We start from the raw sequence: 15,055 nt of genomic DNA, 5'->3' as shown, positions 1-15,055 counted from the left end.
TACGCAAAGGACGCAAAGTTTGGATAAATAAGCTTTGCGTCCTTTGCTGATTTTTACTTCGTGTTCTTTGTGGTTAAAAATTACTTAACACTTGAAATAATGCCGCTCATCATCCCATTAAAATCAAAATCTTCATCTTCCGTTAAACCAAAACGAACAATCACCAGATCTTTAGACGGAATAATAATCACTTTCTGACCTTGAAATCCACCACAGAAATACATGTCTTTCGGTACATCAGGATATTTTCCGCCGGCGTTCAACCAAAAATGACCACCATATTCTCCCTTGGAAGTTGGTGTAGGAGTCGCCACATACTTCGCCCAACTTTTATCAAAAAGCTGTTCGCCATTCCAGTTGCCTTCATGTAAATAAAGTAAGCCAAATTTAGCCCAATCACGAGCTGTTGCCCAGCCGTAAGAAGAACCAACAAAGTTTCCGAACATATCAGGTTCAATCAACATCGAATGCATTCCGATTTTATCAATTAAAGACGAATACCAAAAATCTAAATAATCCTGATGATTTTTAAATTGTCGTCGCAAAATTCCCGAAAGCAAATTGGTCGTTCCGGAAGAATAATTCCAATGTTTGTTGGGTTCAAATGCAGCCGGTTTTTCTAATTGTACTTTCGCCATATCATCAGCTAAAAATAGCATTTTAGTCACATCTGAGATATTACCATAATCTTCATTCCATTCCAAACCGGAATTCATTTGAATCAAATTATGCAACGTAATTTTAGAACGTGAATCATTAACCCATTCAGTTATTGGAGCAGGTTTATTAATGTCTATTTTCCCTTGGTACTGCAAAATTCCAAAGTAAGTAGCTGTAATACTTTTGGTCATCGACCAACCCAAAAATTTTGTGTTTTTAGAAAAACCCTCTTCATACTGTTCAGCAATAATTTTGTCTTTATAAATCACTAAAAGAGCTCTTGTTCGTTTGATTTTTTTACCTTTTTGATCAAAAGCATTAGCAACGGCCAGATTTAGTTTTTCATAATTTACCTCTGGCAACAGTGAGTCTTTTGGCTCAAGATTTCCATATGGAAAAGGTAAGTTAGTTTCAATTTTTGTACGTTTTGGAATCAAATACGGTTTTGTTTCATCAAAATCATCATTAATCAAAGTAGCTCCTAAGCCTTCTCTGTAAATTGCTTTTCGTTTTTTCAGTCCAAAAGCAGAGGAAATTACAAATTTATCTTGTTCGTTGATTTCATTGGTTGCCAGTCGAACATTGTCAATATCATTGTCGCCATTTTCGATGATTTCCAACGAACGCCCATCAATAAAATGGCCGGAAGCAACACTTTTTGCCGAAAAACCGGAAACAATATCCAATTTTGGATATGTTGTTATGCCAATGTAAATAATAAAAAGTAAAATGGCGATACCAAGAAATTTGAAGAATTTTTTCATTTGAAATTTATTTAATGCAATGTATAAAATTATCTCAAATGAAAACTAAAACTTGAGATTTTCACTTGACACAATTCATAAAAATTCGTGAATTGGTGGTAAATAAGGAATCCTTTTTACTACTTTTGTATTTAGAATTTTTCTAAATAAAGAAATGTTAGACATCTATAAAATAAGAGCCGATTTTCCGATACTATCTCAAAAAGTAAATGGAAAGCCACTCGTTTATTTCGATAATGCAGCTACTTCGCAAAAGCCAATTCAAGTCATTGAAGCTGAAGCGAATTATTATAAAGAAATTAATGCCAACATTCATCGTGGTGTTCACACATTGAGTCAGTTGGCAACCGATGCCTATGAAGCTTCACGATTAAAAATTCAAAAACATATTAATGCCAAATCAAGTCACGAAGTGCTTTTTACTTCCGGAACTACGCATGGAATTAATTTGGTGGCTAATGGATTTGTAAGCTTTCTCAAATCGGGAGATGAAGTGATGGTTTCGGCTTTAGAACACCACAGCAACATCGTTCCGTGGCAAATGTTATGTGAAAAAACCGGAGCCAAATTAGTTGTTATTCCGATGAACGAATCAGGAGAATTGATTCTTTCAGAGTATGAACGTTTACTTTCAGCCAAAACGAAAATTGTAACGGTAAATCATATTTCCAATGCGTTGGGAACAATAAATCCAATCAAGTGGATGATTGAAAAAGCCCACGAGGTTGGAGCAGCAATTTTAATTGATGGAGCTCAAGCAACTCCGCATTTAATACCCGATGTTCAAGAATTGGATTGTGATTTTTATGTTTTTTCAGGACATAAAATTTGCGGACCAACCGGAACCGGAATTTTGTATGGAAAAGAAGCTTGGTTAAATAAATTACCGCCTTATCAAGGTGGTGGTGAAATGATTGCGACAGTTACGTTTGAAAAAACAACCTATGCCGAATTGCCACATAAATTTGAAGCCGGAACACCCAATATTGCAGGTGGAATTGTACTTGGAACGGCTATCGATTATCTAAATGAAATCGGTTTTGACAATATTGCAGCCTACGAGCAGGAATTGTTAGAATTTGGAACCAAACGATTATTGGAAATTGAAGGTTTAAAAATATACGGTACGTCAGCACATAAAACTTCAGTAATTTCGTTTAATGTTGGCGATATTCATCCGTATGACATTGGTACGATAATTGACAAATTAGGAATAGCAGTTCGCACCGGACACCATTGTGCTCAACCGATTATGGATTTTTATAAAATTCCGGGAACATTAAGAGCTTCGTTTGCTTTTTATAATACAAAAGAAGAAATCGATGCATTAGTGGAAGCGGTAAAAAAAGCTCAAATGATGTTGAGTTAACCTTTAAATAAAATAAAAATGAAAACAATTTTTACTATTTTTTTAACCGTTTTTTTAGCCAAAAGCTGTGCTAATGAAAATGGAGATATAGACAAAGCGGTTGTTGAATATGAAGCAACGTCAAGAGGTTTTTATAAAAATATAAAAATTGAAGACAAAAAGCTTTTTGTCATAAACAACAGAAATGAAAAGCCGGTTGAAGTTTCGCTTTCAAAAAAGGAATGGAATGAATTAGTGGATGCATTCAAAGAGATTAATCTGGAAGAAATGAAGAATTTGAAAGCTCCCACTGAAAAACGATTATACGATGGTGCTGCTCATGCAAATATTACAATAATATTAGATGGGAAAACCTATACCACAGATGGTTTTGACCACGGTTATCCACCAAGTCAAATTGAGAACTTTATCAGTAAATTAATTTTTTTAACGATCAAGGAATAAGTATGACCATCAAAGAAATACAAAATGAAATTGTTGACGAATTTTCAATGTTTGACGATTGGATGCAACGTTATGAGTACATTATAGAACTCGGAAAGGCGTTACCCTTGATTGATGAAAAGTTCAAAACGGAAGAAAATATTATCAAAGGTTGTCAGTCGAAAGTTTGGCTACAGGGTGAAGAAAAAGAGGGCATAATTGTTTTTACAGCCGATAGTGATGCTATCTTAACAAAAGGTATTATTGCTATTTTAATTCGGGTTTTTTCTAATCAAAAACCAGCAGCAATTTTAGAAGCAAACACAGATTTTATTGATGAAATTGGTTTAAAAGAGCATTTATCGCCAACTCGTGCTAATGGATTGGTGTCAATGATAAAACAAATTAAAATGTATGCTTTAGCTTTTGAAGCGAAGCATTAAAAATTTCTTACCATATAAGGCATTTAAGGAAGTATAAGATTTATGAATTATACAAAAAAAGACTTAAAGGATTTAATTTATCAAGTAAATGGAGCTGCGATTGAAGTTCATAAAAGCCTTGGTCCCGGTTTACTTGAGAGTGTTTATCATAAATGTCTTAAACACGAACTTGAATTAAGAGAAATTAAATTTCAATCTGAATTATTAATACCGATTCAATATAAAGGTATTGAAGTTGATGCCGAATTAAGATGTGATTTTTTAATCGAAGACAGATTAATTGTCGAATTAAAATCTGTCACGGAAATGAAACCGATTTTTGAAGCTCAAATTTTGTCTTATATGAATTTATTAAAAATACCGATAGGGTTATTAATCAATTTTAATGTAACAAACATTTACAAAGAGGGTCAAAAAACGTATATAAACAATTTATATAATCAAATTTGGGATTAACTTATATTTCCTTATATGACTTATATGGTTAATAAAAGAGCTAAATTTAAATAAACAAAATGGAAGAATTTAAAGACGACATAAACCTAGGCGAGAATGTAGTAAAGGTACTTAAGGGAATTTACGATCCTGAAATTCCCGTAGATATTTATGAACTTGGATTAATCTACGACGTAATGATTAACGAAGACAATGATGTAAAAGTATTAATGACGTTAACGTCACCAAATTGTCCTGTTGCGGAAACATTACCTCAGGAAGTACAAGAAAAAGTAAAATCATTGGATGCTGTAAAATCATGCGAAGTAGAAATTACATTTGATCCACCTTGGACAAAAGATTTAATGAGTGAAGAAGCAAAATTAGAATTAGGGATGCTGTAAATTTGGTTTGAAGTTTCAAGTTTTTGAACCTGAAACTTCAAACCTGAAACAAAAATACATGGACGAAATCATCAACAAAGTAGCCAATTCCGCACTCGAAGTTTTCGATTTGGAAGAGTATTATCCTTCCGGAATTAGAACTGAAATTGATATTGCACAATGGCTTGAAGAGGGTTTTTTGTTGAAAGAAAAAGACTTCCGCGAAGCATTGAAAAATCATGATTGGTCTCAGTACCAAAATCAATTTGTTGCCATTTTTTGTTCAACTGAGGCCATTTTACCGGCTTGGGCAACTATTTTGGTTACTGTTTATCTTCAGCCGTTTGCCAAAAAAATAATTTTAGGAAAAAGAAGCGAGATAGACACCTTATTATATCTTGAAATTTTAAATCAAATTGACTATTCGATTTATTTAAACAAACCTGTTATTTTAAAAGGTTGCTCAAAAAGACCGGTACCGGAATCGGCTTATGTTTTAGCGGTTCAACATTTACAACTTTTTGCCAAAAGCATTATGTTTGGAGAAGCTTGTTCTGCAGTTCCGTTATTCAAAAAAGTAAAGTAAAGTAGCTTTCTTATTATCAGCTTGTTATATTATTTGCATGAATCATTTCAAATGTTAACTTTGCATCGCAAAATGTAAATTTAACAAAATATGAAGAAAATTATTCTTGCTTTATCAGTGTTTACCTTTTTTTCTATGCAAGCTCAAAAAGAGGTTGTGAAAGAAATTGAAAAAGTAACCAAGGCGGTTGAAGACACCACACGAACTCATGGATGGACTAAAAATGGAGAAATTACTTTCCTATTAAATCAATCAAGTTTTAGTAATTGGGCAGCCGGCGGCGAAGACAATCTTTCCGGAAATATCGGAATTAACTATGGTTTTAATTATAAAAGTTCTGATTGGTCTTGGGACAACAGAATAATTGCTTCCTATGGATTAGTCAAAACTCAAAATGCTGCTTTTGAAAAGAAAACAGACGACCGATTGGAATTTAATTCCTTAGCGGGAAAAAAAGCAAAAGGATATTGGTATTATTCATTTATCTTAAACTTTAGAACCCAGTTTACACAAGGTTATGACTATTCTACTGATGCAAACGGACAAGAAATAAGAGTTGAAAACACAAACTTTATGTCGCCGGGTTATTTAACTTTTGGTCCGGGTTTGTTATGGAAAAAGAGTGATAATTTTAAATTCAATTTAGCTCCACTTACCTCTAAAATGACTTTTGTAGACAACAGTTATACGTCTGGAGTGGGATATGTTGACGGAACTTATTTTGGAGTTGATGCCAATAAAAGTTTTCGTTATGAACTAGGTTTTTATGCCTCAGGATATTACAAATTTAACTTATTTGAAAATGTATCTGCCGAAAACTTTTTAACCTTGTATTCTAATTATTTAGAAGATCCACAAAATGTTGACGTTGATTATCAATTAAATTTGGTAATGACTATCAATAAGTTTTTATCAACCAATCTTTCCTTTCAAACCATTTATGATGATAATGCGTTCAGAGGATTTCAAATTCGTGAAGTTTTTGGTTTAGGGGTTAATTATAAATTCTAATTTTAGTTAAAAATAAAAAAATGGCTCTCAAAATTGGAGAGCCATTTTCTTTTTATCTAGATTTTAATCTTCAACGGCATCTTTGTAATCCGGATACAAGAATTTATTGTATGGGAAACGAGTGATGTGAATTTCTCGAACCGCTTCATATACAATTTCTTTGAATTCTTCAAAATTTTCTTTGTTAGTAGCAGAAATAAACAAGGCATTATTTTTACCTACATTACTCATCCATGTTTTTTTCCATTCTTCTAAAGAATAATGTTTAGAGGTTCTTTCGGTAACTAAATCGTCATCTGCTAAATGAACGGGCTTGTATGCATCTATTTTGTTGAAAACCATGATGATAGGTTTATCAGCACTTTTAATGTCCTGCAAAATTTGATTTACAGAGGCAATATGATCTTCAAAATCCGGATGCGAAATATCAACCACGTGAAGTAACAAATCGGCTTCACGAACTTCATCCAAGGTACTTTTAAATGATTCGACCAATTGAGTGGGTAATTTTCGAATAAATCCAACCGTATCCGATAATAAAAAATGCAAGTTTCGAATCACGACTTTTCGAACCGTAGTGTCTAGTGTCGCAAATAATTTATTCTCTACAAAAACATCGCTTTTTCCGATTGCATTCATCAAAGTTGATTTTCCCACGTTAGTATAACCTACTAAAGCGACACGAACCATAGCTCCGCGATTTCCGCGTTGTACCGACATTTGTTTGTCAATGGTTTTGATTTTTTCTTTCAACAAGGCAATTCGGTCACGAACTATTCGGCGGTCCGTTTCAATTTCTGTTTCTCCCGGTCCTCTCATTCCGATTCCACCTCGTTGACGTTCCAAGTGTGTCCACATTCCTGATAACCGAGGCAACAAATATTGACATTGAGCAAGTTCCACTTGTGTTCTTGCATAGGAAGTTTCTGCCCGTTGAGCAAATATGTCAAGAATCAAGTTAGTTCTGTCTAAAACTTTACAATCTAAGATTTTAGTGATATTTTTTTGTTGTGCAGGCGACAATTCATCGTCAAAAATGACGGATGAAATTTCATTTTCAACAATGTATCGATGAATTTCTTCAATTTTACCGGTTCCTAAAAATGTTTTCGGATGAGGTTTTTCTAATTTTTGCCAAAAACGCTTTACAACTTCACCACCGGCGGTAAAAGTAAGGAACTCTAATTCATCTAAATACTCGTTTAATTTAGTTTCATCTTGCTCTTTCGTAACAATTCCTACAACAATTGTTTTCTCAAAATTTATTTTTTCTTTTTCTAACATATCCTATAAATGTCTTGCAAAATTAGGCAATTCAAGCCGGTTTAAATCGAATTTTAACCATTAAAACAAATAATATAAAGGATGAATTTAGTTAAAATATAAAAAAAAGTTATCCAATTCTTAAATTTTGTTAAATTTGACGTTCTAAACCTACAAAAAATTAATCAAAACAACCTAAACTTTCATTTTATGAAAAGAATTACATTAGTTATACTATTGTTTTTACTGACGGGAGTGGGATATTCGCAGTTCAATCAGAACTTTGAAAGCGGTATTCCGGCAACATGGGCAGTATTTAACAATGGTTTAGGTACCAACACATGGACCACAACCACTGCGGTTACTACTCCGCCAACGGTATGTGAAGGTACAACAGCAGCCTTTATGAATGCTCGTCAAAACATTGGAGCGGGCAACACGTCTCAGAACTGGTTAGTTACCCCTCAGGTACTAGTACCGGCAAACGGACAGTTGTTCTTTCAAACGAGATCAACCATTAGTGGGCCAAACGATACAACGTATGAATTACGTTTATCCACAACTTCACAAACTAACACTGCAAGTTTTATCACTATCCAGTCATGGACAGAAGCAGAACTTAATGCAACATTTAATATTTGTGAGGAGAAACAAGTAAATTTAGCTGGTTTCGCTGGCACAAATGTTTACCTTGCTTTTGTTATCGTGATGAACCAACCTGCTGCCGGACTTACCGGTGACCGTTGGATTGTTGATGATGTACGTTTAGTAGAACAATGTATTAATCCTGAAAACATTACTGTAACCGGGATTACACAAACTAGTGCTATTATAAATTGGGATAATCCCGGAGGTGCTACTCAATTCGAAGTTTCAGTTGTTCCGGCTCCTGGTACTCCGGTTGCAGGTACTTTAGTAGGGCCAAGTCCTTACTTAGCAGAAGGATTATCACCTACTACACAATACCAAGTGTATGTTAGAGCAAAATGTGAATTTAGTTTTAGTGAATGGGTTGGACCGGTGAACTTTATCACTACAACGCCGGGAACAGCGTGTAATTCGGCGATACAAGTGCCGTCATTACCTTATTCAACTACGGATAACACTGCAAATTATCAAGATGATGTAGATGGAAGTCCGGGAGCATCCGGTTGTGGAACAACAGGAAATTTTTTAAACGGAAATAACGTTTATTATAGTTATACCGCAACAGCTACCGGTGTTATTAATTTAACTATGACACCAACAGGAAACAACTCTGGTATGTTTGTTTACAATAGTTGTACGAATGTTGGAGTAAGTTGCATCGCGGGTACTGTCAGTACTGCTGGTGCTCCATTGGTTATTGATTTACCGGTTGTCGATGGACAAACTTATTATATTGTAATTTCTACCAATGGTAATCCTAACACGATTCCATATACTTTATCTATTCAAGTTGTAAACTGTGCACCTCCAACCAATTTAGGAGCGGTAGGTGGTCAAACCAGTGCGGTTTTGAATTGGGATGCAAACGGAGCAACATCTTGGGAATATGCAGTTCAGGTATTGGGAGGAGTTATTCCAACCGGTGCAGGTGTTCAAACAAATGCTTTCCAAAATGTTAACGTAACAAATTTATTAGACGGAACCCCTATTCAAGCGGCAACTCAATATCAATATTGGGTGAGAAGAGATTGTGGTGACGGAACATTTAGTGCATGGGCAGGACCATTCTTGTTCAACACGACTATTTGTGACCCGGGTGATCAATGTATCTACACGTTTAGAATGAGAGATAGTTTTGGTGACGGATGGAACGGTGCCAGAATGCAAATAAGACAAAATGGAATTGTAATAGCAACTATTGGAGAAACGTTTACCGCAGGTGCAGGTCCGGTTGATATCCAAGTTTCTTTATGTGATGGAATACCATTTGATTTATTCTGGAGTGTGGGTGGAACTTTCCCTACGGAAGTTCGTGTTGAAATTTTCAACTCACCGGCTTTCAATCAATCATTGTATGCCATGACCGTGGCTTCTGCCGGCTTAGTAAATTCTGTTTTATATGCCGGAACAGTTGATTGTAATAACCCGGCTTGTTTGCCACCAACGGGAATTGTAGTAAACAATATTGGCGATACAAGTGCCAGTGTAAGTTGGACACCAATAACCGGTGTAACGCAATTTGAAGTAATAATTTTACCGGCTGGTTCTCCTGCTCCAACGGCAGCAAGCACCGGAACCGTAACTTCAGATAATCCATTTGCACTTCTAGGGTTGACATCAGCTACATTATATGATGTATATGTAAGAGCAATATGTTCTACACCAATACCTAGCAATTGGTCAGCTGTAACAACATTTAATACAACTATATGTCAGATTTCTGAACAATGTAACTATACTTTCAGAATGACAGATAGTTTTGGTGATGGATGGAACGGAGCCAGAATGTTAGTAAGACAAAACGGAATAACGGTTGCCACTATTGGAGCAACATTTACTGCAGGAGCCGGACCGGTTGATGTAGTGGTGCCATTATGTAATAACCTTCCTTTTGATTTATTCTGGAGTGTGGGTGGTACTTTCGCAAATGAAGTACGTGTGGCTATCATCAATGATTCAGCCCAACAAGTATTTAATATGAACGTGGCTTCTGCTCCATTAGTAGGAACCGTTTTATATACTGATACCTTAGTACAATGTGGTATTCCGGAATGTTTACCACCGTCTGGAGTTGCTATCAGTGCGATTGGGGATACTTCTGCTAATGTATCTTGGAATCCAATTCCGGGAATTACAGATTTCGAAGTAATTGTATTACCTGCAGGTTCTCCTGCACCAACTGCAACAAGTACAGGTACTGTTACTTCGGATAATCCTTTCACCATGTTGGGATTAACTGCTGCTACTCTTTATGATGTATATGTTCGAGCAATTTGTACAGAATCACCTAGTAGCTGGACTCCTGTAACTACTTTTAACACTACTATTTGTGCAGTTGTAGATCAATGTCTTTATACCTTTAGAATGAGAGACAGTTTTGGTGATGGATGGAATGGAGCCAGAATGATAATAAGACAAAACGGAATACCAGTTGCCACTATTGGAGCAACTTTTAATGCAGGTGCCGGACCGGTAGATGTACAGGTTCCATTATGTAATGGTGTTCCTATTGAATTATTCTGGAGTGTAGGTGGAACTTTCCCAACAGAAGTTCGTGTGGAAATCATCAACCCTTTTGCTCAGTCTTTATATAATATGACAGTGAATTCAGCTCCACTAGTAGGAACTATATTATACACAGGATTAGCAGATTGTATTAACCCTGAATGTATTCCACCATTAGCGATTGTAACTTCTAATATTGGAATCAATCAAATAAGTGTTGGCTGGAATCCAAATGGAGGAACAACTTTTGAAGTAATTGCATTACCGGCAGGTTCTCCTGCTCCAACGGCAGCTACTCCGGGAATATTAGCAACTTCAAACCCATTTGTTGTAACTGGTTTAGATCCAAGTACAGCATATGATTTTTATGTAAGAGCTTTGTGTACAGGACCAAACCCATCGAGTTTATGGGCAGGACCGGCAACAGCGACAACATTGCCGACATGTCCAGCACCAATTAACTTAATAGTAATAGGTGCAGATACAAATACAGCAACAATATCATGGACTAACATTGCTCCTGCTACTCTTTTTGAAGTAGTGGTTCAACCTGTTGGTTCAGGTATTCCAACTGTTGCGGGAGTTATTACATCAAATAACCCTTATGTCGCCACAGGTTTAAGTGCAGGATTTTATGAGTTTTATGTTCGTGCAATTTGTTCTTCAACAGATTTAAGTGCATGGGCAGGACCTCAAACTTTCTTTATCTTAGCATCATTGCCTGGTTGTGCAGGAGTTGATATTGATTTACAAACATCAACACCTGGTGTTCTGAATTTATGTCCGGGAGAAAGTTGTGTAGATTTATCAGCAACCTTCTTTGAAACGGGAGATACTACTACTTACAATGTTTCTTCAATACCATTTACACCACCATTCCCGTTTACAGGAGGTATTCCAACCTCAGTTGATATTGATGACAGATGGTCTAATGTAATTGATTTACCTTTTAATTTCTGTTTCTTTGGTCAAAATTATACCAAAGCATTAGTAGGTTCAAATGGTGTAATTTCATTTGATATACAAGGTGAAGTTCCTGGTGGAGCTCAAATTCCTGATGGATATTGTGCTTGGCCATTTACTCAAACTATTCCAAATGCAGCCTTCCCAATTAAAGCAGCTATTTATGGTCCTTACCAAGATATTAATCCGGCTGTAACGACACCTCCTGCACAACCAAGCATTAACTACCAAGTTTTAGGTACGGCTCCTTGTCGTGTTTTGGTCGTAAACTTCTCTGAAGTAGCACAATTTAGTTGTAATACAAGTGTGCCGTTACAAACAAGTCAAATTGTATTGTATGAAACGTCTAATGCTGTTGAGGTTTATGTTCAAAACCGTGTTCCTTGTTTAACTTGGAACGGAGGTAGAGCTGTTATTGGTATTCAAAATCAAGCGGGTACTCAAGCACATTTCCCTCCGGATAGAAACACCGGTACTTGGTCTGCTTCTAACGAGGCTTGGAGATTTACTCCGGCAGGACCATCAAACGTAACTTTCTCTTGGTTGAAAGATGGTGAATTTTACAGTAATGATTTAAGTATTAATGTTTGTGTTTCAGAAACAACAAGTATGACAGCTCAAGCTATCTATACAGCTTGTGGAGGTGAACAAACAATTACAACAGATACAGTTTTACTTAATGTTGTTGGTACAGAATTACCGGTACAAGACGATGTTACGGTTTGTGCAACGGTTGGTTATGAATTACCTACTTTGTTAGTTGGTAATTATTTTACAGAACCAGGCGGACAAGGAACACAATTAAATGCTGGTGACATTATAACTACAGATCAAACTATTTATGTTTATCTAGTAATTAATGGAACAAATGGAAATTGTACAAGCGAAGGAAGTTTTGATGTAATTACAACAACTGAAATTATACCTGAATTTGATCCGATTCCAAGTATTTGTTTGAATGGAACAGCTCCGGCACTTCCTCCAACTTCATTAAATGGAATAAACGGACTTTGGACACCATCAACTATAGATACTTCTGTTGAAGGAACTATAGATCTTCTCTTTGAACCTTTCGGATCTGAAGAATGTGTAACAAGTTATACTACTCAAGTAACTATTCTTCCATTTGATGATGTATTACCAATTGAAGATGTTGTTGCTTGTAACAGTTATATTTTACCTGATCTTGCTGCTGGAAATTACTATACTGAATCAGGTGGTTTAGGATTGCAAATACCATCAGGAACGGAAGTCATAGAATCAACAACTTTATATGTTTATACGGAAAATGGAGTGTGTAGTGATGAAGAATCATTTACGATTACTATTAATTCTGTAACAGGAGATGTGCTTCCAAACGTTTCAGCTTGTGATAATTATACATTACCAACATTATTGGCCAATAATAATTATTTCACAGAACCTGGAGGTTTAGGAACACAATTAAATGCGGGAGATGTTATTACAACAACGCAAACCATTTATATCTATACAGAATCTGGAACCACTCCAAATTGTGTAGCTGAAAGTAGTTTTGTTGTGACGATTGGTTCTCTAGTTCTTGATCCAATTGCTGACGTAGTAGCTTGTGATAGCTATATATTACCAGCTTTAACACAAGGTAATTATTTCACAGAAACAGGAGGAACTGGAACGCAATTAAATGCTGGAGACACAATTGATACTAATCAACTAATTTATGTTTATGCAGTTGATGGAACTTGTATCGATGAAATAAGTTTCACAGTTACTATTAATACTATAAGTGTTGATGTAATTGCGGATCAAACGGCTTGTGATAGTTATACTTTACCGGCTTTAAGTGCAAATAATTCATATTACACACAAGCGGGTGGTTTAGGAACCCAATTAAATGCAGGAGATGCAATAACTTCAACCCAAACTATTTATATCTATGCTCAATCAGGCACAACACCTAATTGTGTAGCAGAAAGTAGTTTTGTTGTAACGATAGGTTCACTAGTGCTTGATCCAATTGCTGATGTAGTTGCTTGTGATAGTTATTTGTTACCGGCATTACCTCAAGGGAACTATTTCACAGAAACTGGAGGAACAGGAACCCAATTAAATGCGGGAGATAGTATAGAGTCAACACAGTTGATTTACGTATATGCGGCAGATGGAACTTGTACAGATGAGATAAGTTTTACGGTTACGATTAACACTGTAAGTGTTGATGTAATTGTTGACCAAACTGTTTGTGACAGTTATGCTTTACCGACTCTAAGTGCAAATAACACTTACTATACTCAAGCGGGTGGTTTAGGAACACAATTAAATGCGGGAGATTTGATTACTTCAAATCAAACAATTTATATTTATGCTCAATCAGGAACTACACCAAATTGTATTGCGGAAAGTAGTTTTAATGTAACAGTTAATATTACACCACAAGTTGTTCCTGCTTCAAATGTGACAGTTTGTGACAGTTATACTTTACCGGCACTTACCATTGGTAATTATTATACCGGAATGGGAGGAACAGGAACTCAGTTAACTGCGGGTCAGACATTAACAACGACTCAAACTATTTATGTTTATGCTCAAACAGCAACAACTCCAAACTGTTTCACGGAAACTAGTTTTGTATTGACTGTAAACAGCATTGTGGCTGATACTAAGCCAAACGTAGTTGTTTGTGACAGTTTTGTATTACCTTCCTTAAATGCTAATAATGCTTATTATTCTTCTCCAGGAGGAGTAGGACCTTTAGCGGTTGGTTCATTGGTAACTTCAACACAAACGATTTACATTTATGCACAAACCGGAACTACTCCGAATTGTACGGCAGAAACTAGTTTTACAGTTACTGTAAATGTTACTCCTACAGCTGATGTAATACCAAATGCAACAGAATGTTTAGCAGACGGTGGATTTATTTTACCAGCTTTAAGTGCAGGGAATAATTATTATACCGGCTCAGGTGGAACAGGACAGCAATTAACGGCAGGTGATGTAATTACATCAGATCAGACAATTTACGTTTTTGCTCAAACCGGAACAACACCAAATTGTTTCAACGAAACAAGCTTTACGGTTACAATTGTTAATGTAACGGCACAAGAGTTATCAGACGTGGAAGAATGTGGAAAATATACATTACCGGAGTTAAATTCAGGGAATGCTTATTACACAGGGCAAAACGGTACAGGAACTCAATTACAACCTGGATCAGATGTAACTACTTCACAAGTGATTTATGTTTACGCTACAGTTGGTGATTGTTCAGCTCAGACAGAATTTGAAGTAACAATCAATTCTTGTTTGATTCAAAAGGGTATATCGCCGAATAACGACGGTAGTAACGATTTCTTTGATTTAGTTAACTTTAATGTAAGTAAACTTGAAATCTTTAACCGTTATGGTACAAAAGTATACAGCAAAAATAATTATGAAAACGAATGGTACGGTCAAAGCGATAAAGGTGACGAATTACCGGACGGAACATATTATTATGTTATATATTTCACAGAAGGTACTAATACTACAGGATGGATTTATATCAATAGAGTACGTTAATTAGAAAATAAGCTAGCCGGTTGGCTTTAAAACCCAACCGGAAATGCTTTAACCCTACAAAA

10 protein-coding genes are annotated in these 15,055 nt (G+C 35.8%); 8 read left to right on the top strand and 2 right to left on the bottom strand.

The genetic code is table 11. The features are described 5' to 3' along the window. Positions 1 to 80: 80 nt before the first annotated feature. Complete coding sequence (locus tag C0512_RS01035; protein ID WP_290858204.1) at positions 81 to 1,424, bottom strand: serine hydrolase; 1,344 nt, start codon at positions 1,422 to 1,424, stop codon at positions 81 to 83. Between the two features lie 154 nt (positions 1,425 to 1,578). On the opposite strand from C0512_RS01035, the gene C0512_RS01030 reads away from it, so the two are divergent. From C0512_RS01030 to C0512_RS01000, 7 genes are all read left to right on the top strand, one after another. After that, positions 1,579 to 2,793, top strand: a complete 1,215-nt coding sequence (locus C0512_RS01030; RefSeq protein WP_290858202.1) for an aminotransferase class V-fold PLP-dependent enzyme — start codon at positions 1,579 to 1,581, stop codon at positions 2,791 to 2,793. 18 nt (positions 2,794 to 2,811) lie between these two features. Next, positions 2,812 to 3,237: a hypothetical protein gene (locus C0512_RS01025; RefSeq protein ID WP_290858201.1), complete on the top strand. Its 426-nt coding sequence runs from the start codon at positions 2,812 to 2,814 to the stop codon at positions 3,235 to 3,237. Positions 3,238 to 3,239: 2 nt separating this feature from the next. Further along, positions 3,240 to 3,659, top strand: a complete 420-nt coding sequence (locus C0512_RS01020) for a SufE family protein (RefSeq protein ID WP_290858199.1) — start codon at positions 3,240 to 3,242, stop codon at positions 3,657 to 3,659. A 42-nt stretch (positions 3,660 to 3,701) separates the two neighbouring features. Then, complete coding sequence (locus C0512_RS01015) at positions 3,702 to 4,115, top strand: GxxExxY protein (RefSeq protein ID WP_290858197.1); 414 nt, start codon at positions 3,702 to 3,704, stop codon at positions 4,113 to 4,115. 59 nt (positions 4,116 to 4,174) lie between these two features. Next, positions 4,175 to 4,498: an SUF system Fe-S cluster assembly protein gene (locus C0512_RS01010; RefSeq protein WP_290858196.1), complete on the top strand. Its 324-nt coding sequence runs from the start codon at positions 4,175 to 4,177 to the stop codon at positions 4,496 to 4,498. Positions 4,499 to 4,556: 58 nt separating this feature from the next. Beyond that, positions 4,557 to 5,063 carry a DUF2480 family protein gene (locus C0512_RS01005; protein WP_290858277.1) on the top strand — a complete coding sequence of 169 codons (507 nt, stop codon included), beginning with the start codon at positions 4,557 to 4,559 and terminating at the stop codon, positions 5,061 to 5,063. Positions 5,064 to 5,153: 90 nt separating this feature from the next. Continuing rightward, positions 5,154 to 6,074, top strand: coding sequence for a DUF3078 domain-containing protein (locus C0512_RS01000; protein WP_290858194.1), 921 nt, complete (start codon positions 5,154 to 5,156; stop codon positions 6,072 to 6,074). A gap of 63 nt (positions 6,075 to 6,137) precedes the next feature. Here the strand turns inward: C0512_RS01000 and hflX are convergent, their stop codons facing one another. Beyond that, positions 6,138 to 7,358: a GTPase HflX gene (gene hflX, locus C0512_RS00995; RefSeq protein ID WP_290858192.1), complete on the bottom strand. Its 1,221-nt coding sequence runs from the start codon at positions 7,356 to 7,358 to the stop codon at positions 6,138 to 6,140. A 189-nt stretch (positions 7,359 to 7,547) separates the two neighbouring features. On the opposite strand from hflX, the gene C0512_RS00990 reads away from it, so the two are divergent. Then, the gene (locus C0512_RS00990; protein ID WP_290858191.1) at positions 7,548 to 14,993 is read left to right on the top strand and encodes a fibronectin type III domain-containing protein; all 7,446 of its coding nucleotides are present in this window, start codon (positions 7,548 to 7,550) and stop codon (positions 14,991 to 14,993) included. The last annotated feature ends 62 nt before the right edge of the window (positions 14,994 to 15,055 follow it).

The sequence above is a fragment of the Flavobacterium sp. genome (genome assembly GCF_013822155.1).
Classification (GTDB): domain Bacteria; phylum Bacteroidota; class Bacteroidia; order Flavobacteriales; family Flavobacteriaceae; genus Flavobacterium.
This window is presented reverse-complemented; position numbering and strand designations above follow the sequence as displayed.

What these genes read in the sequence shown, in the direction of transcription:
- C0512_RS01005 (WP_290858277.1), top strand. Translation starts at nt 4,557, where the DNA reads ATGGACGAAATCATCAACAAAGTAGCCAATTCCGCACTCGAAGTTTTC.
- C0512_RS01030 (WP_290858202.1), top strand. Translation starts at nt 1,579, where the DNA reads ATGTTAGACATCTATAAAATAAGAGCCGATTTTCCGATACTATCTCAA.
- C0512_RS01000 (WP_290858194.1), top strand. Translation starts at nt 5,154, where the DNA reads ATGAAGAAAATTATTCTTGCTTTATCAGTGTTTACCTTTTTTTCTATG.
- C0512_RS01020 (WP_290858199.1), top strand. Translation starts at nt 3,240, where the DNA reads ATGACCATCAAAGAAATACAAAATGAAATTGTTGACGAATTTTCAATG.
- C0512_RS01025 (WP_290858201.1), top strand. Translation starts at nt 2,812, where the DNA reads ATGAAAACAATTTTTACTATTTTTTTAACCGTTTTTTTAGCCAAAAGC.
- C0512_RS01035 (WP_290858204.1), bottom strand. Translation starts at nt 1,424, where the DNA reads ATGAAAAAATTCTTCAAATTTCTTGGTATCGCCATTTTACTTTTTATT.
- C0512_RS01015 (WP_290858197.1), top strand. Translation starts at nt 3,702, where the DNA reads ATGAATTATACAAAAAAAGACTTAAAGGATTTAATTTATCAAGTAAAT.
- C0512_RS01010 (WP_290858196.1), top strand. Translation starts at nt 4,175, where the DNA reads ATGGAAGAATTTAAAGACGACATAAACCTAGGCGAGAATGTAGTAAAG.
- C0512_RS00990 (WP_290858191.1), top strand. Translation starts at nt 7,548, where the DNA reads ATGAAAAGAATTACATTAGTTATACTATTGTTTTTACTGACGGGAGTG.
- hflX (WP_290858192.1), bottom strand. Translation starts at nt 7,358, where the DNA reads ATGTTAGAAAAAGAAAAAATAAATTTTGAGAAAACAATTGTTGTAGGA.